Below are 18,359 nucleotides of genomic sequence, written 5' to 3' on the forward strand. Positions count from 1 at the left end.
CTTATCCATTGAATTTATTAGTATTAAGATAATCTATGATAGAATCCACACATTCATCTATACTATTTAAGTGAGTTGATACTGTTATTTCTGGACTGATAGGCTTTTCATAAGGAGAATCTATTCCTGTAAAATTCTTTATCTCCCCTTGTCTTGCCCTTTTGTATATTCCCTTAGGATCTCTTTTTTCACAAATCTCTAAAGGACAATCTATATAGACTTCTATAAAATCCTCACCTAAAAGCTTCTTTACTCTTTCCCTATCATTTATAAAGGGTGAAATAAATGTTGTAATAGTTATAATCCCAGCATCCACGAATAGTCTCGAAAGTTCTGATATTCTTCTTATATTTTCTATTCTATCTTCTTCTGAAAAACCAAGATCTGAATTTAATCCATGCCGTACATTATCCCCATCTAGCAAGTATGTTAGCTTTCCCATACTATGCAACCTTTTTTCAAGTAAAGATGCTACTGTGGACTTACCTGAGCCAGAAAGACCGGTAAACCACAAAACAATGCCTCTTTGTTTTAGAAGTTTTTCTCTATCTTGTCTTTTTACATTCATATCATGCCATACTATATTAGTTGCTTTTGTTTCCACCGAATCACCTCATAACGCCTCTAGAGCATTTTTTATATCAAATAATATGTCTTCAATGTCTTCTATACCTACTGAGATTCTTAGTAAATCATCGTAAACTCCCATTGCTATCTTCTCTTCTTCTGTATTACTTGCACATATTGTAGAGGCTGGGTGTATAATTAGAGTTTTTGTATCTCCTATATTTGGTGTATTTAAAATTAACTTTAGGCTATCAATAAATTTAAATGCTTGTTCTTTGCTTCCAAGACGAAAAGTTAGAATTCCACCTACTCCGTCCTTATAATACTTTTTAACTAGTTCATAATTCTTTGAATCCTTTAAAGCTGGATAATTTACTGAAACTACTTTATCACTTGCCTTTAAACATTCAGCTACTTCTATAGCATTCCTACAGTGTTCTTTTACTCTTAGAGATAAGGTTTCAACTCCTGTAAGATTTAAAAAAGCATTAAAGGGTGATAAGGCTGCTCCTATATCTTTCCCAATTTCAGCCTTTAACTTAGCTGTAAATGCCATTTTTCCATACTTCTTTGCGTACTCAGTAAAATTATTAAATTTGCTGTGTTTATATTTTTCACTACCACCATCTATAATTACTCCACCAAGGGCATTTGCTGTACCATTTATATACTTAGAGGTTGAATGTATTACTACATCAGCTCCATACTCTAATGGTCTTATAAGATAAGGAGTAGTCACTGTTGAATCAACTATAAAAATAATATTGTTTTCCTTGCAAACTCTAGATACTTCTTCTATATCTAATATATTAAGCTTTGGATTTCCTATTGTTTCAGTAAATAAAATCTTTGTCTTATCAGTTACTACCGCATTTATATTAGCTTCGCTTAATTCATCTATAAACTTTATAACTATTCCAAAACTCTTTAGGTTATTTATTAGGTTATAAGACCCTCCAAATAAACTTGTTGAGGCTATTATTTCATCCCCAGTTTCTAATATATTTACTATAGCAAGGTATACCGCACTCATTCCAGAGGCTGTTGCTGTAGCAACTAGGCCTCCTTCTATGCTTGCCATTCTTCTTTCAAAGGTCGCAATAGTTGGATTAGATATTCTTGTATATGCATAACCCATACTATTTCCCTTAAATATACCTTCAAGCTTCTTTGCCGAATTATGGGAGTATGCATTTGAAAGGTATATGGGACTATTACTAGCCCCTGTTTCATCTATTTTAAAATTTCCATGAATAAGTTTAGTGTTAAATTTCATAGCCCCACCCCAATTTAAATATTAGAAATATACACCCTTATAACTCTCTATAACTTAGTCTATTTTTTTTCAACTACTAGTAGGTTATATCCTGTGTAATTAGTATCTGTAGATACTACCTTATGACCTTCCCCTTCTACACTCTTTGGAACATTTTGAATAGGCTCTCCATCATCTAGATAAAAACCTCTTTTTTCTCCAGATTTAATCTTTGATAGTTCAATTTTAACTTTTACAAAATTAATCGGACATTGAACTCCTCTAAAGTCTATCACTTCATAATCCTTAATATTAGATGTTTCTTCTGTAGAAGAGTTTAGATCTATTTCTATACTACCCTCTTTTGGAATAGTTATCTCAAGCTTTCCGTTTAGTGATTCATACATTGCTTTTACTTTCTCAATAACATATTCAACATCTAATTCCTTATTTGATATATCTTTTACATCCCCAAGTTTATAATCTATTAATGTATCTATAAGCTCTTTTACCTCTATTTTCAGATAACCAACATCAACAAAATTTTTAATAAATTCCTTAAATATCTCTCTATCTTTATTTACTTGTATTCCTTTAAGAATAAGCAGTGCTCTTGAAGCTGATAATGCTGCATCATATAATTCCCCAGATGCTTTAGAGTTTTTAAATCTTTCAAAAGAATTTCTTGCATTTGATAAATCAAGCTTTATAATATCAAATACTCCAGTACTACATTCCCCTGCTCCACGACCTTCTAATGAGAATCTATTACATGATCCAAAATCATTATAAAGATCAGGATTTTCATTAATATCCTCTATTGTAGAATACTTTGAAATTAATCCTTTTATAGCATCAACATTTCCACTTAAGAACTCATTAAAATCTTCTACTCCAGATTGAACCTTTAATGCTGCAAGTTCAATAAGAAACTTCGGTATTTTCTTAGCTGGAACATCTCCAAAATCTTCTCCTATTTTAGCTCCATCTTCTGAAACCTTTCCTCCAAAAGAAACAGAATAAGCTGGTACAAGACCATCACTTGATCTCTTAGCTCTTCCACTTAAACCTATTCTACCCTTCTGATGTTGACCACAAGAATTCGGGCAACCAGATATAAATATTCTTGGAAGTGAATTTTTTATACTCTTCTCTTCATTCTTAAATGCCTCTCTTATAGCACTAAGGAAGTTTTGTGATAAACAAAGTCCTAGTTGACAAGTAGATGCTCCTGCACAAGCTAGTGAGTTATCAATATCTGATGTTGATGAAAATTCTTTTATTATATCTAATAACTTAACTGCATCCTCTTCTTTTAAATCACGTACAAAGAAGCCCTGAGTGTTTGAAATTCTTATTGATGTTTCATATCCTAAGGTACTTAAAAAGTTTAATACCTTATCTAAATCTTTTGCATGAAGATTTCCACCTTCAGGATGTATATAAACTGAATAATACCCTAATTTCTTTTGACTAAATAAAACATTCTTATATTCATTATCTACTGATGAATTTCCCACGCTATCCTCATGAGCTTTCTCAGTGATTTCTATATTAAGGTCTAGGTTCTTCTCTTTTCTTACTTTTTCAAGCTGTTTATTAAATAGCTGAATAAACTTTTCTTCTCCAAGTCTTCCAACTATATATCTTATCCTAGCCTTATGCTTGTTACTTCTGTCTCCTTCTTTTTCAAAGACTTCCTTCATAGCTTGTGCATAGTAGAGAACATCTTTAGCATCAATAAAATCTGAAAGCTTTATTGATACTCTTGGATTTCCTCCAAAGCCTCCGCCTCCATAGACTACAAATCCTCTTTTTCCATCACTATTTACTTTTGCTATAAAACCTAAATCAGATATACTAGCATTTCCAGTATCCTCTGGGCTATTAGAAAAAGCTAGTTTGTACTTTCTTGGAAGATTCATAGTTGAAGAATCTTTTATCAAATAATCTGTAACTGCCTTAACATAAGGGGTTACATCAAATACATCATCTTTAGATACTCCACTTAGTGGAGAACACTCTACATTTCTAACTGTGTTACCACCTGTTCCTTTTGTTGTTATACCTACATTTATAAGACTACTCATTATTTCATATACTTCATCTAGGCTCTCTACATTTTGGAACTGTATACCTTGACGTGAAGTAATATGCATTTTTCCATTAGCATATTTTTTTGATAAGGCGCTTATAGTCTCAAGCTGTTCCTTAGTTATAACTCCTCCTGGAATTCTAGGTCTTGTCATATATGTTTCTTTTGCTCTTTGTTCATATATTCCCATAGAAACTCTAAATGCTTTAAATCTAACAGAATCTAATTCACCTTTTTTATATTGTTCTGCTTTATTTTTAAACTCTTCTACTGCATCAAAATGTTCTTTTAATATTTCAATCATCCCAATTCACCCCATATCCAGCTTCCACTAAATTTGAAACTTACTTTACATAATTTGATATTCGAGTATTTTTACATTATCCTTACGTATTTCAAAAAGTTTAAAGACTGGCTCTTCCTTTTCTAAGGATAGAATTCCATATACCGCATTTGGATCAAAGGCTAATCTTTTATCTTCCTCCGATGGTCTTGAAGGTGTATATGGATGTGAATGATAGTTACCTATCAATACCATTTCTTTACTTCTTATTTCTCTAATAGCATTAAATTGTTCTTTTGCATCCATAGAGAAATGTTCACTGCTCTCATCTATATTTCTTAAGGAAATTGCTTCTTTTATAAAAACATTTTCCCCTTCTTTAACTCCTGCAAGATAGCCACAACATTCTAGAGGAAATTCTCTTTTTCCCTGTTCTACTATCTTTTCATATTCACTCTTTAGTATATAAATCATATTGATCACCCCTGCATATTGCCTTTCAAGTCACAGGAAGGCTTCTCATAATCTATTAAGCTATCAATACTTGGATTCTCTCCACATACCCCACACTTTTTACTATGGCCAATTTTAATTTTTCTAAATTGCATAGTAATGGCATCATAAGTTAAAAGATATCCTGCTAGAGTTTTTCCAAGTCCTAAAATGTACTTTATAGCTTCTGTTGCTTGAAGAGTTCCTATAACTCCTCCCATAACTCCTAAAACTCCAGCTTCTCTACAAGTTGGTACAACTCCACTTGGTGGTGGTGATTGGAATATACATCTGTAGCAAGGTGTATTATTATCTGGAATATAAGTAGTAAGTTGTCCTTGGAATCTTATTATTCCTGCATGTGAAAAAGGTTTCTTTGCAAGTACACAGGCATCGTTGATTAAAAACTTAGCTGAAAAATTATCTGTTCCATCTATTATAAAATCGTAATCTTGATCTTCTATAATCTTTAAAATATTTTCAGAAGTTGCAAACTCATTATAAGTTATAACTTTTACATCTGGATTTAAATCATTTATAGTTTCCCTTCCTGATTCAACTTTAAGCTTACCAACATCTTTTGTTTGATGTATAATTTGTCTTTGTAGATTTGAAAGGTCTACTACATCCCCATCAACCAGACCTATTGTTCCAATTCCTGCTGCTGCTAGGTACATAGCTGCTGGTGCACCAAGTCCACCTGTTCCTATAATCAAAACCTTTGAATTTAATAGTTTTTCTTGCCCCTCTACTCCAACCTCTGACAGAATAATATGTCTTGAGTATCTTTCTATTTGTTCTTCTTTAAAATCCAATACTTCCACCTCCCATAAAGTATAAGAAATCTATTTCATCATTTTCCTTTAATATAGTATCTGAAAATTTCTCTCTATCTACAAACTCTCCATTTAATTGAACTGAAACCATATCAGGAGCTTCAACTTTTTCTACTTCTAATATCTCCGTTACTGTTATGTTGTCTTTAATATCTTTTAATTCTCCATTTACTCTTAATTTCATTTTTCTTACCCCCAATTAGTAATTGATTTAAATTATAGTAATCCTTTATAATATATTTTAATAACCTAGTATTTCTATAGGCTTTTCGTAATTAATTTTAAGTTATATATAAGTTACCACTTACTATAAGAGATGTCAATATAATTTTCTAGGATTATAATAATATATTTATCTATAATTCCATCATTTAAATTTTATCTTGTGACTGACCTCTCTAATCTTCAGCTGGAGTAAAACTATATGTAAATCCAAAAACTTTATTTATTATTATAAATTTACCTTGACTTATATAGTTACTTATAATATACTTAGAACATAGCTTAAGTAAATAACTACTTCAGTTATTACAATATCGCGGGATGGAGCAGCTGGCAGCTCGTCGGGCTCATAACCCGAAGGTCGTAGGTTCAAATCCTGCTCCCGCAACCATAAAAAACACTCTAATTATTATAATTAGAGTGTTTTTCTATATTCTATTTAATTTTTAACTTCTATAATAAATATGACATTTAATTAGGATATCTTATCTGATATTATATCCAGTTTCTTTAATACTTCTACAAATTTAGTAGTATCAATAGGCTTTGCAGCATATGCTTCACATCCAATTTCAAAAGCTCTATAAACATATTCAGTCTCTCCTAGAGCAGTAGTCATAATAACTTTCACTCTTTCTTTAGGCAAAAGTCCTTTTTGTTTTTCGAAATCTCTTATTGCTTTTAATACTTTTACCCCATCCACTTTTGGCATCATTATATCTAAGCATATAAGGTCATAGGGTTTTTCCTCTTTAACAGCCATTAAGTACGCGTCTAATGCTTCCATTCCGTCTACAACTAAATCACACTCTCCATACTCTTCTAATTATCTCAACGCTATCATCATCGTTAATTATATCTTCTGGAATAGAATTAAAATCCTCTGTTAATTCCTTTAGATTATGAAGAATAGTAAATGCTCGTATATTCTCCATTTCACAGCCTTCTAAAAAATGAATTACTGCCTTAAAAGCATTCTTTTCTATATCAACTTCAGCTTTATTTTGAGATATATAAAATTGTTGTTTTACGTCTTCATAAACTTCACTTTCCTGCTCTAAGGAGTTTTTTTCTTTTAAAAGTTCTAGAAAGTTTTTTATCTCTTTAATTATTGTGGAGGCATCTCCATCAACTTCGTCTCCATTTTTTATTTTCTCTAGTTCCACCTTTATAAAATTTTCAGAAATTACTCGTTTTATGTAGTATTTAATATAAAAATAGAAATTAATTAATATTTATGTAATAACTATAAAAAGCACCCTATACAGGATGCTTCTTAAATTTAATCTAATTTTCTTTTTTAGTTTTTATTCGATGACTAATTATAGCTTTTTCTCAAAACAATAAAAACTTCCTTTCCTAAACTTTACTGTTCCTACTGTTTTATATCCAAGCCTCTCGTAAAGATTACATGCCGGTTCGTTTTCAACAAATGTATCTAATCTTATAGCCTCATACCCCATCTCTTTTCCGTAAAGTTCAGTATAATTCATTATAGCTTTTGCAATTCCCTTCCCTTGAGATTCTGGGTCAATACATAGTCTATGTACAATCAATTGTTTTCCTGAATTAAATTCCCAGTCTAAGTTCTCATACTCCTTATCTTGATGTTCATTTAAAACAGTAATCCCTTTAATAACCCCTTTATCTTCATAAATATAGAGAGTATCCTTATTTAAATCACTATTAATAACCTTAGCATTTGGATAAATATCATCCCATTGATGAATGTTTTTTGACTCCATATCAATAACTACTTTTTTTATTAAATTCATTATTGCTTGTTGTTCATGTATACTTGCTTTTCTAATCATTTATATGCCCTCTCAATATTTATTTTTAATGGGCTGGAGAGTTTAAATACTCCCCAGCCCATTTGTTAAATTATATATTTTTACTCAATCTAAACAATTAAATTTTAAACCTCATAATGATTGTTTGTAGGTTCTGTGCTAAGTCTGATAGTGCCTCACTAGAACCTGCAATATCTTCTATTGAAGCTGTTTGTTCTTCCATAGAGGATGTTGTTTCCTCCGTTGCAGCGGCATTTTCTTCTGCGATTGCCGCAAGTTTTTCTAGTATATCTAATATTTCATCTTTTATATGTTCCATCTCTTGTCCTGAAACATTCAACTTCCTAACAGCTTTTTCTGATTCCTTCATTGCTTCTGAAATTAACACATATTTATCCTTACTATTAATTACACTGTCTGTTTGCTCTTTAGATATTGAAGATAATCTTTCCATTGTCCTTACAGCATCTTGAGCATTACTTTGTAATTCACTTACCACTTCATTAATATCCTTTGTGGATATTGAGGATTGCTCTGCAAGTTTTCTAATTTCTTCTGCTACCACTGCAAATCCTTTTCCTGCTTCTCCTGCTCTTGCTGCCTCTATTGCTGCATTTAATGCCAATAAATTAGTCTGCTCAGCTATAGATGCAATTACATCACTTGCTTGTCCAATTTTATTCGAACTATAATTTGTTTTTAATATAACTTCATAAATTTCCTTTGTAGCATCATTACTTTCTTCCGTTATTTTATATAGATTATCCATTTCATCTATTCCTTCATTAACAACATCTGTAACCTTGCTTGAAGCAATATTCAAATCTTTTACATATCCTTGATCTTTTTCAATAGTTCCTCCTAGTAAAATAGCCTTTGAGGAGCCTTCTTCTGTATTTCGTGCTTGTGATGATGCACTTGCTGATATGCTCTCAATTGTTTTTGATACATCTTCTGCAGCAGCAGCTGACTGTTGTGCAGTAGCTGTTAATTCTTCTGATGCAGCAGATACTTGTGATGAAGAACTACTAATATCTTTAATAATCTCTCTTAGACTAATAGTTATACTTTGTAAGGCTCTAGATAAAGATCCAATTTCATCTTTCTTTTCTAAAAAGCTCTCTGAAACATCTTCTGTAATATCTAAATTAGCAATTTTAGCAGAATGTTCTATTGTTTTAATAATTGGTGTTGCAATTGAATTACCAATTATATATGCAATAACAATACTTACTACTAAAGTTATAACCAGAACTAATATAATAGCTTTCTGTAATGCAGGCAGAGCAGCTAATACTTCTTTTTTATTAGCAGTAATAACAAATATCCATTCAGTACCTTCAATCGGTGCATATGCTGCATCTAAATCATTGTCGTTAAAAGAATAAGTATTGACTCCAGTTTTTTCTGCTAATATCTTTTCAAATAATGTAGCTAAGGATTTTAAGCTTTCATCTTTCTTTGATTCCTCTATTGGATTAAATCCATTTAATACCTTATTTCTATCTGGATGTCCAACAACTATTCCACTAGTGTTAATCATATAGCCGTATCCCTCAGTACCAAAGCCAGTATTATCTACAACATTGCTTAAAGCCATTCCATCTCTACGCCCTACTAAAGCTCCAACCACTTTACCATCTCGTTCAATAGGAGTAACATACATTAAAACAAGTTCCTTTGTTACTTTGCTAATTAATAAATCTGATACATTAGTCTCCCCTTTTAATGCTTTTTTTATGTACTCTCTATCTCCTAGTTTAGCGGTTGTCCCATTCGAGTAATAGGCAGTACCGTCTAATTTTACTACTGCAAGGTCAAGAAAGTTCGTTGCTTTTAATTGTCTTTGTAATATAGGTTGTTGCACTTTCCAATCCATACCTTGGATATCTATTCTACTTGCTATCATTTGTAAGGTTTTTTCTTGTGTTTCGATTCGACTTGCAGCTAATTTTGATGCTTCAACAGCTAGAGAAGCAAGAGATTTTTCTGCTTCTGCAGTAAGGATTTTACTAGACCTTTCTAAGGAAATCCCTCCTAAAGCAATAGATGATACTAAAATTAAGATAGAAAAATAAATAATAAGTTTTGATTTAATACTTTTCATTGTTAATACCCCACTCTAGTTATTTAAATTTATATTTTTATGCTCTACTTAAAAGACTATATATTAAAAGTTTTTTACATGATTTATCTATTTTCATGTATAAATTCTATTATATACCATATTACACTAATCTTTTTTACAATGCAATAAACTACGATTTTTTTATATCTATATTGATATTTTTTGCACTATATCAGCAATTCACATTAAAACTGACCTATCAGCTAGAGAATACACTATATTATCAAGAGATATATTGAAAAAACAACCTCTTTTTTTGATCTTTTTAATACAAAAATTTAATACATATTTAATATCTTTGTTTATTGTATAACGATAGATTTGAATTGGAAGAATACATACGTTAGAAAAAATAGGAGGTGACCCTATGAAACCACAAAATTTAGCATTACATGAAACAATGCAAATTCACGAGATGTTAAACTTAAAAACTGTTTCTATGACCACATCTAAAATGATGGAAGGTGTAGTCTTCGATCAAGACCTTAAAGCATTACTTGAAAAAGATGTTCAACAATCTATTATCGCTATAAATAACTTGCAAAATCTATTATCAAAGACTTTACCAATAAAATAACGGCTTAATAATTAATAATCTTAAGCCTACGAAAAGTGCTTCTAGGAGGTAACACTATGATTAATGATTATTTAGAAGTAAGAAATGCAGAGGGAATGCCTAAACTTGTTGATGGAACTATGTCTCTTGGATTTTTATTAAATGTTAAAAGTGGAGTAAGAAATTGTGCTATTGCACTAACTGAAGCTGCAACTCCAGAAGTAAGGACTATTTTACAAAATCAATTAAATACTGTACTTGACATGCATGAGGAACTTTCTAATCTCATGATAGCTAAGGGATGGCTTCACCCTATTGACTTAAATAAACAATTTCAAATGGATATAGAATCATCACAAACAGCTGTTCAAATCTCTAGTTTAAGTCTATTCCCCGGAGATACCAGTAGACTTGGAACTTTTGCAACCCCAGAAAAGTAATTAAATAAGGATAAGAATTAGTACTAATTTTAAAGATTATTAGAAATACAGGAGGTAACATATAATGAAGGCGGTCACATTTCAAGGCATAAAGAACGTGAAGGTTAAAGAAGTTCCATCACCTACAATTCATAAACCTGATGATATCATCGTAAAGATAACTAGTACAGCAATATGCGGATCAGATCTACATCTTATTCATGATATGGTTCCCAATCTTCCTCAAGACTATATTATAGGTCATGAGCCTATGGGGATTGCTGAAGAAGTGGGGCCTGCGGTTACAAAACTCAAAAAGGGAGATAGAGTAATTATACCTTTCAATGTAAGCTGCGGAGAATGCTTTTATTGCAAACATGATTTAACGTGCATGTGTGATAACTCAAATCCCCATGGTGAAAATGGTGGTTTTTTTGGATATTCAGAAACCTTTGGCGGGTATCCTGGAGGCCAAGCTGAGTATATGAGAGTTCCATATGCTAACTTTACTCCTTTTCGTATTCCTGACAATTGTGAAGTAGAGGATGAAAAATTATTATTAATGTCAGATGCTATGGCTACTGCCTATTGGAGCGTAGAAAATGCTGGTGTAAAAAAAGGTAATACTGTTATCGTACTAGGTTGCGGACCTGTTGGACTCCTCGCACAAAAATTTGCTTGGCTTCATGGTGCAGAAAGGGTAATTGCAGTTGATTATATAGATTACCGATTAGAACATGCTAAAAAATATAATAAAGTTGAAACAGTTAATTTTGAGCAACATAAAAATACTGGAGAATATTTAAGAGAAATCACTCATGGCGGTGCAGATGTTGTTATAGACTGTGTTGGAATGGACGGAAAAATGACCCCTATGGAATTTTTAGGTTCTGGCCTAAAACTTCAAAGTGGAGCACTAAGTGGTTTCGTTATGGCTACTCAGGCAGTTCGAAAAGGCGGTATGATACAAGTAACGGGAGTTTATGGTGGCAGGTATAACGCATTTCCTTTTGGAGATATAATAAACAGAAATATTAATATAAGAACAGGCCAGGCACCTGTAATTCCTTATATGCCAATATTATACAATTTGCTTGCTGAAGGAAAAGTTGATCCAAGTGATATTATTACTCACAGACTTTCACTTGATCAGGCTCCACATGGATATAATGTTTTTGACACAAAAACTGAAAATTGTATTAAGGTTGTTCTTAAACCATAAAGAAACCTTTAAAATTTAACTAAGGAGGTTAACGATAATGAAAGATCAATGTATTACTCCCGCTGAAACCCTTCAAATTCAAGAATTATTAACCTTTAAAAATCTTTGCTTAACAAAGTCAGTTACTATGTCACCTTTACTTTCTGATAGTGACTTAGAATCAATTTTAAAGCATGAAGTTATTACAACTGAGCAACATATAAAGGAATTAAGAGAGCTCCTAGAGCAATCAAGTGTTTCTCTTCCTGAACTTATAACATCTTAAATTAATATAGAAAGAAGGTGTCCTTATGAACTCATTAATAGAGAGCCTTACTGGCATGGATAAGCTTAGTGATCAAGTTATTGCTACTGATTTTTTAGTGTCTGCTAAAAGTGCTGTACGAAACTATTCAATTGCACTAACTGAAACAACTTCTCCCCAAGTGAGAGCAATTCTTAGAAAACAATTAAATGATGCTATTGCTACTCATGAAGCAATAGCAACTTACATGGAGAGAAAGGGTTACTATAATGCCTACGACCTACATGAACAATTTAAGGTGGATATGAAAGTAACTGATGCAGCTTTAAAGCTTTCTAAAAGTTTTATATAAAATTCTTTATACGCCAGTTAAATATAAAAAAAGAGTTAAGGCATCTACTTATAAGAATTCACCTTAACTTTTTTATTGTCTTTTTCTTTAAAACTATTGTAACTAGTTATTAAAATCAATGCAAAAGTCCCACCTAATGTATCAATTAAAACGTCCGTAAACCTGCCTTCTCTTCCTAAAACAAAAAGCTGATGCACTTCATCAGAACAGGCATATAAAAATGTTATTATCAAAGAAATTATTAGACCCTTCTTTAAAGAAAAATTCTTTTTTAAAGCATTGAAGACTAATAGATATAGTATAAAATATTCCATAAAATGAGCTGTCTTTCTAAGTATAAAATTAGCTAACTCTCCAAAAGCACTATTAAAATCTATACCTAAAGAATCTAATATATCTATTGCAAACCTACTATTCTTATCTGATGCTACTGCAGGTTCATTTGAAAATAAAAATATAATTATCATCCAAGCTATTACTAATATCCATTTAAAGTATTTCTTATTTTTCTCCATATCTTATTCCTCACCGTCTAATTTTCACAAACAGGAATTCTCTCTTTGTTAACCTATGCATATTATTTGAATGTACCTACTATAATAATCTGTACACATTATTTTGGTTTCTTCATTATAATAATATAGATAATTTAAGTTTATCACATTTATGTATCCTTTTACCGATAAAAATATAATTAAAACAATATGGATGTCAAATAAGATTTTCCAACTATTTCATTAAGTAAATTCTTGGTATTTTTCTTGTCTTTAAACAACTTATACATTATAATTAAGTTGTTACCTGATGTTTGTAAATTAAAATTAAAATGCTGAATCTTATAGAGCGGGGGAACCAAGTTAAACGGGGTGAATCTTAATTATATTAGGTAGGGTAGTTCCTTTCATCCGAATCCGTCAGCTAACCTCGCAAGCATCTAAAAGGAGGATATATTTATGATTAAGGTATGCTTACTTGGAATTGGAAGAACGGGGCAACAAATAGCCAACGTCTTGCTTGAACAAGATAATATTAAACTTGTAGGTGCAATTTGTAGTCCTAATAGTAACAAAATAGGTATGGACCTTGGAACTCTTCTAGGTAGAAATAACTTAGGCATAGAAATCTACTCTATAGCCGAACTTGAAAAAGTAATTTTCAAATTAAAACCCGATGTTGTTATTGATTTCTCAAATTTTGAGTCAACTATGAAGAGTGCTGAGATATTTGCTAAAATGAAAATTAATATGCTCATTGGTACTACAGGCTTTAGTGATGATAATATTAAAACTCTTCAAGCTCTTCCACGGAAATATCATAACGGTATTATATTTGCTCCCAATATTACTGTAGGTGTGAATGTTATGATGCTTCTTGCCAATATTGCTTCTGGCATATTAAATAATTATGATTTTCAAATTATTGAAACACACCATAAACATAAAAAAGACTCGCCTTCTGGAACTGCATTAAAGCTAGCTGGTGAGATTAAAAAGTCTTTAAAAAATGCTACTGCTAATTCAAAAGAAATACCTATAAGCGCCTTCAGAGTTGGTGGCGTTATTGGTAAACATGAAGTTCTAATAGTTGGTGAAGAGGATAAAATCGAAATTTCACACGAATCCTTTTCAAGAAAAGCCTTCGCACTTGGAGCAGTAAAGGCAGTTAACTTCATTTATAAAAAGTCTGGTTATTATGAAATGAAAAATGTTCTAAACCTTGAAAAAGTTCTATCTGATTATATAGATAACTCAGAAGACTTTGTTATAGAAATCTAGTATATAATAAAAATGTATTAAAGGTCCAAAATCATTAGCTATAAATGTAATCCCCTATAGAGTACACCTTAGAAAAGGGCTACTCTATAGGGGGTTCTTTAGTATAATAAATTACACTTCATCCTTACCTTTGTCGCTAACTGCATGTTTTATTAATGGAAGATTATATTTTTCTCTTATTAAATTTTCTATCTGATTGGCTAAATCAGGATTATCTTTTAAGTATATCTTAGAATTTTCTCTTCCCTGACCTAGTCTTATATCCTTATATGAAAACCATGATCCACTTTTTTCAACTATTTCCTCATTAACAGCTATATCTATAAGGTTACCTTCCCTTGAAATACCTTGATTATAAATTATATCGAATTCAGCTTGCTTAAAAGGAGGAGCAACCTTATTTTTTGTTACTTTTACCCTAGTTCTGCTTCCTAGAAATTCATCACCATTTTTTATAGTATCAATTTTTCTTATATCTAGCCTTACTGATGAATAAAATTTCAGAGCTCGGCCACCTGTTGTAGTTTCTGGATTACCAAACATAATTCCTATTTTTTCTCTTAATTGATTTATAAATATAACAATACATTTTGACTTATTAATTGCTGCAGTAAGTTTTCTTAATGCCTGAGACATAAGCCTTGCCTGAAGCCCCATATGGGAATCCCCCATCTCTCCTTCTATTTCAGCTCTTGGTACAAGTGCTGCTACGGAATCCACAACAATTACATCTACAGCATTTGATCTTACAAGGGCCTCTACTATTTCTAAAGCTTGTTCTCCAGTATCTGGTTGACTAACTATTAAGTCCTCAATATTGACTCCTAACTTCCTAGCATAAGCTGGATCTAAGGCATGCTCTGCATCAACAAAAGCTGCTATACCACCCTTTTTTTTGTGCCTCTGCTAATATATGTAGTGTAACAGTAGTCTTACCTAAAGACTCAGGACCATATATTTCTATTACTCTGCCCATAGGCACACCACCTACCCCTAATGCTATGTCTAGAGCTAGACATCCTGTTGGTATAGCCTCTATATCCATTGTTGCGCTTTCTCCAAGTTTCATAATAGAACCTTTTCCGAATTGTTTTTCTATCTGACTCATAACTACTTCTATTGCCTTAATTTTATCATTATTTATATTTATTTAGACCTAACATCCCTTCTTGATGTTGTTTTTGGTGAAGCTTTTTTCTTTTTAGCATCTAACTGTGCTATTTTCCTTTCTAATTCTGCTTCTTCACGTTCTTTCAACTTACTCTCTATCTCTAGTTCTATTTGCTCTTGATATATACGTAATTCTTCTTCTATGATTTTATCAACCTCTGGATTCAATATCTTTATAAATTTTTTAAATACTTCAGGATATACAAATACTCTTACTGTCGTTTCCCACTGAAATTATATCCATATTCTATTGCTATTTGCTTGTGTAATAATTCCAGACCCAAATTTAACATGCTCCACTTTTTCATTTAATATATTCATTTTCTACTCCCACTTAGAGTTAATAAAATTTAATATTCGTATCACTTTTGAGTAAACGTTTTTATATTCTCATTTAAAAAAATTTCACTCTTTATCTATTGCTATAGGAACTACTGCCTTCCCCATAAATAAAAAAACATCACTCGTACTTTTAGTATTTTAGCACATAAAAATAGAGTGATGTAAGTAAAATTTTTGTTACAATTTTTACTTTCTATAAATAGTAGCTACACTCTCTATATTCTTTTCAAGTTAACCACTACTAACTCTGGAGTATTCAAAACTCTTAAAGGAATAATACTATTTCCTAGCCCTCTACTGACAACCATTGATGTTACCCCTTCATTGTGTATTCCCTCTGTATACTTTGGAAAAAATCCTTGATTTGGTGCAACTACTCCACCAATAAAGGGAATTCTTACTTGCCCTCCATGAGCATGACCACTAAAGACTAAATCCATACTCGTCTCCTTATATACACTAAACTTTTCCGGTCTGTGTGATAATAAAATATTAAAATGTGTATCTATATCTTTAATTAGTTCTTTGATGCTACTTCTAACGTATTCACTACTATCATCCCAAAGATAGTCACTTTCCCCTTGCTGTATTGCAGGATCAGCTATTCCCATTAGTCCAATGTTATCTCCACTTTTATTTAATACTACATATGAATTATCAATGATTTCCACATTTAATCTTATTAATTCTTTCTTTAAGTTATCATATTCTACTGATAATTGTTCATGATTTCCTGTTACATAATATATAGGTGCTACGTTAGCTATTTCTTCTATAAATTTTACTACTACATCAATTTTAGTATTCCTTCTATCAATCAAATCCCCAGTAATTACGATAATATTTGGATTACTATCTTTAATTTTTTTAGGTAATCTTCCTTTAAAATCCTTGTTATGCAAATCAGAAACTTGAACAATTCTATAACCATCAAAACCCTTAGGAATTTTAGAGTTAGTATATTCATAGTTACTTATTCCGATATGGTTGTTTTGATATATAAAGGATATAGTTAGAGCTATTATAATAGAAAATATCCTACCTATAATCTTGATTTTTCTCGATTTAATCTTCATAAAAAACCTCACTAAATTAAAATACTATATATGTTAAATCTCCCTTACATTTTCATATCTTTTTCATAGAAGTAAATTGCTTTACCTTCTTGAAATTCAGAAGCTTTATCCTTAGTAATAACATTTTCTAATCTTTTACCATCTTCATATGTAATTGCAAATATAAAAAATGGCTGTTCAGAAACATTCCTTGTAAATGGGATAACATAAAAATTTTCGCATTTATCTTTTCCATCATAAATGGTCGACTCTGCCAATTCATCTATTGTTCGGACAGTAATCTCTCTAATTTTCTCATCAAAAAAAATTCCAAACAATGTTGGGTTTATATTTTGATTTTCATTCAGTAACTGTGCTGAAAAAAGAAAATCTTTACTTTCTTTAATATCACTATTGATATGTCCTCCACCACCTAGCCACTTATACCCTACTAGTGATTTCTTTACCATATCAACAAAATACATATTATCAGCTCTACTATTTACTTCACCTACTGAATATACCATAGTTCCATTTTCTGTTTTTTTAGTTGCAATAAATTCATAGTTTTTAACTCTATCTCTCATTTTATTTATAGGCTCAAATGGATGACTTCCTTTATTAATACTAAAATAAACAAAAGAGATTACAATAATAAAAAAAATTGTTACCCACGTATAACCTTTTTTAAACTTGTTTTTTTCCATTATTACCTCCTATAAAATTCATGTTGTTTCATATAACATAATATTACTGTAACTTTCTACCGCATTTTGAACAGTATATTAGTTTATGAGATTCTACTCTATAATCAAATATAACTCCACAAGAAGGACACTTATACTTACGTAAAAAATAAACTGCTATGGCAAAAATTATGCCTTAACTACCCCATTAAATGCAACTATAGGCATAGGAGTAAATAGCATTATTATACGCCCTATATTTTTATACTTTGTTGCTGTCTTAAACTTTTTCACGTACTTCATCATTATTCATATACCCTACCCCGTTTAAATACTCTCTTTATCATAAAAACATCTTCTTTTCTTAAAAGTATATATCAATACTATAACTGACCATGTTACATTTCCATAAAAAGGCTGTTGACTGTATTGATTAGACAAGATGACACTTACTACTAAAAAGTATATAGAATAAGTCATCATTAGCCAGTAACCCCACTTCTCAAGTCTTAAATATCCTGCGGCCATTACTAATGAAATCACTGAAACTATTACTGTCATTGCACTCTCTGGCATATTCGGAACTCCAAATCTCGCTGCAATTCCAAATTGATCTATAGTATTAGTAAACAATGTTACTATCAATCCCAAAGCACCAAAAACATAAAAAGCTCCAATTAAAGTGACTCCTAAAGGTCTTTCTTTACTCATACATATTCCTCCTGGTAAATTAATCATAGTATGTTATAGTATTAAATTAATCTAACATTATATATTAAACTATATTACACTTATATGTTATATCTTAACATTAATTAAGTATTATTTACAATATTAAACAAATATTACTCCAGATTTCCACAACAA

The 18,359-nt window shown here is 31.1% G+C and carries 20 protein-coding genes, 1 tRNA gene, 2 pseudogenes and 1 riboswitch; of the genes and pseudogenes, 7 read left to right on the forward strand and 16 right to left on the reverse strand.

Annotated elements, in window-relative coordinates; all coding sequences use genetic code 11:
- Position 1: 1 nt before the first annotated feature.
- From cysC to thiS, 6 genes are read right to left on the reverse strand one after another with little or no spacing between them, the layout of a single operon-like run.
- Complete coding sequence (gene cysC / locus ACX0KU_RS03220; RefSeq protein WP_472992399.1) at positions 2–568, reverse strand: adenylyl-sulfate kinase; 567 nt, start codon at positions 566–568, stop codon at positions 2–4.
- Positions 569–613: 45 nt separating this feature from the next.
- Complete coding sequence (locus tag ACX0KU_RS03225) at positions 614–1,843, reverse strand: O-acetylhomoserine aminocarboxypropyltransferase/cysteine synthase family protein (protein WP_472991474.1); 1,230 nt, start codon at positions 1,841–1,843, stop codon at positions 614–616.
- A gap of 59 nt (positions 1,844–1,902) precedes the next feature.
- Positions 1,903–4,221 (reverse strand): sulfurtransferase TusA family protein, encoded by a 2,319-nt coding sequence (locus ACX0KU_RS03230; RefSeq protein ID WP_472991475.1) that lies wholly within the window; start codon positions 4,219–4,221, stop codon positions 1,903–1,905.
- A 45-nt stretch (positions 4,222–4,266) separates the two neighbouring features.
- On the reverse strand, positions 4,267–4,674 hold the full coding sequence (locus ACX0KU_RS03235) for a M67 family metallopeptidase (RefSeq protein WP_472991476.1): 408 nt from the start codon (positions 4,672–4,674) through the stop codon (positions 4,267–4,269).
- A 5-nt stretch (positions 4,675–4,679) separates the two neighbouring features.
- On the reverse strand, positions 4,680–5,507 hold the full coding sequence (locus ACX0KU_RS03240) for a HesA/MoeB/ThiF family protein (RefSeq protein ID WP_472991477.1): 828 nt from the start codon (positions 5,505–5,507) through the stop codon (positions 4,680–4,682).
- On the reverse strand, positions 5,497–5,712 hold the full coding sequence (gene thiS, locus ACX0KU_RS03245) for a sulfur carrier protein ThiS (protein ID WP_472991478.1): 216 nt from the start codon (positions 5,710–5,712) through the stop codon (positions 5,497–5,499). The genes ACX0KU_RS03240 and thiS overlap by 11 nt, the downstream gene beginning before the upstream one ends.
- Before the next feature lie 353 nt (positions 5,713–6,065).
- Here thiS and ACX0KU_RS03250 point away from each other — a divergent pair.
- Positions 6,066–6,141: transfer RNA gene (locus ACX0KU_RS03250), tRNA-Met, on the forward strand.
- A gap of 84 nt (positions 6,142–6,225) precedes the next feature.
- Here the strand turns inward: ACX0KU_RS03250 and ACX0KU_RS03255 are convergent.
- The 4 genes and pseudogenes from ACX0KU_RS03255 to ACX0KU_RS03270 all read right to left on the reverse strand — a co-directional run.
- Positions 6,226–6,576: pseudogene (locus ACX0KU_RS03255) on the reverse strand (response regulator); the annotation flags it as partial.
- Positions 6,554–6,916, reverse strand: coding sequence for a hypothetical protein (locus ACX0KU_RS03260; RefSeq protein WP_472991479.1), 363 nt, complete (start codon positions 6,914–6,916; stop codon positions 6,554–6,556). The pseudogene ACX0KU_RS03255 and the gene ACX0KU_RS03260, both read right to left, overlap by 23 nt.
- Before the next feature lie 156 nt (positions 6,917–7,072).
- A complete protein-coding gene (locus ACX0KU_RS03265; protein WP_472991480.1) occupies positions 7,073–7,564 on the reverse strand; it encodes a GNAT family N-acetyltransferase in 492 nt (163 codons plus the stop codon).
- Positions 7,565–7,661: 97 nt separating this feature from the next.
- The gene (locus tag ACX0KU_RS03270) at positions 7,662–9,650 is read right to left on the reverse strand and encodes a methyl-accepting chemotaxis protein (protein WP_472991481.1); all 1,989 of its coding nucleotides are present in this window, start codon (positions 9,648–9,650) and stop codon (positions 7,662–7,664) included.
- 388 nt (positions 9,651–10,038) lie between these two features.
- Here ACX0KU_RS03270 and ACX0KU_RS03275 point away from each other — a divergent pair, with 388 nt between their 5' ends.
- The 5 genes from ACX0KU_RS03275 to ACX0KU_RS03295 all read left to right on the forward strand — a co-directional run bounded on the left by ACX0KU_RS03275 (position 10,039) and on the right by ACX0KU_RS03295 (position 12,464).
- Positions 10,039–10,248 (forward strand): spore coat protein, encoded by a 210-nt coding sequence (locus ACX0KU_RS03275; RefSeq protein WP_472991482.1) that lies wholly within the window; start codon positions 10,039–10,041, stop codon positions 10,246–10,248.
- Between the two features lie 56 nt (positions 10,249–10,304).
- Positions 10,305–10,667, forward strand: coding sequence for a spore coat protein (locus tag ACX0KU_RS03280; protein WP_472991483.1), 363 nt, complete (start codon positions 10,305–10,307; stop codon positions 10,665–10,667).
- Between the two features lie 64 nt (positions 10,668–10,731).
- Positions 10,732–11,868, forward strand: coding sequence for a zinc-dependent alcohol dehydrogenase (locus tag ACX0KU_RS03285; RefSeq protein ID WP_472991484.1), 1,137 nt, complete (start codon positions 10,732–10,734; stop codon positions 11,866–11,868).
- Positions 11,869–11,905: 37 nt separating this feature from the next.
- Entirely contained in the window at positions 11,906–12,133 is a 228-nt protein-coding gene (locus ACX0KU_RS03290; RefSeq protein ID WP_472991485.1) for a spore coat protein, read from the forward strand.
- A gap of 25 nt (positions 12,134–12,158) precedes the next feature.
- A complete protein-coding gene (locus tag ACX0KU_RS03295; RefSeq protein ID WP_472991486.1) occupies positions 12,159–12,464 on the forward strand; it encodes a spore coat protein in 306 nt (101 codons plus the stop codon).
- Positions 12,465–12,508: 44 nt separating this feature from the next.
- Here ACX0KU_RS03295 and ACX0KU_RS03300 read toward each other — a convergent pair whose 3' ends face one another.
- On the reverse strand, positions 12,509–12,979 hold the full coding sequence (locus ACX0KU_RS03300; protein ID WP_472991487.1) for a VanZ family protein: 471 nt from the start codon (positions 12,977–12,979) through the stop codon (positions 12,509–12,511).
- 302 nt (positions 12,980–13,281) lie between these two features.
- Positions 13,282–13,413: riboswitch (cyclic di-AMP (ydaO/yuaA leader) on the forward strand.
- A gap of 4 nt (positions 13,414–13,417) precedes the next feature.
- On the opposite strand from ACX0KU_RS03300, the gene dapB reads away from it, so the two are divergent.
- Entirely contained in the window at positions 13,418–14,239 is an 822-nt protein-coding gene (dapB, locus tag ACX0KU_RS03305) for a 4-hydroxy-tetrahydrodipicolinate reductase (protein WP_472991488.1), read from the forward strand.
- A 111-nt stretch (positions 14,240–14,350) separates the two neighbouring features.
- Here dapB and recA read toward each other — a convergent pair.
- The 5 genes and pseudogenes from recA to ACX0KU_RS03330 form a co-directional block, all read right to left on the reverse strand.
- Positions 14,351–15,383, reverse strand: a pseudogene (gene recA, locus ACX0KU_RS03310) (recombinase RecA).
- 2 nt (positions 15,384–15,385) lie between these two features.
- Positions 15,386–15,577: a hypothetical protein gene (locus ACX0KU_RS03315; RefSeq protein WP_472991489.1), complete on the reverse strand. Its 192-nt coding sequence runs from the start codon at positions 15,575–15,577 to the stop codon at positions 15,386–15,388.
- Between the two features lie 389 nt (positions 15,578–15,966).
- Positions 15,967–16,827 (reverse strand): metallophosphoesterase, encoded by an 861-nt coding sequence (locus ACX0KU_RS03320; RefSeq protein WP_472991490.1) that lies wholly within the window; start codon positions 16,825–16,827, stop codon positions 15,967–15,969.
- A 44-nt stretch (positions 16,828–16,871) separates the two neighbouring features.
- Complete coding sequence (locus tag ACX0KU_RS03325; RefSeq protein WP_472991491.1) at positions 16,872–17,513, reverse strand: hypothetical protein; 642 nt, start codon at positions 17,511–17,513, stop codon at positions 16,872–16,874.
- 306 nt (positions 17,514–17,819) lie between these two features.
- On the reverse strand, positions 17,820–18,203 hold the full coding sequence (locus ACX0KU_RS03330; RefSeq protein WP_472991492.1) for a hypothetical protein: 384 nt from the start codon (positions 18,201–18,203) through the stop codon (positions 17,820–17,822).
- Positions 18,204–18,359: the final 156 nt, after the last annotated feature.

Source organism: Clostridium sp. X (genome assembly GCF_055755365.1).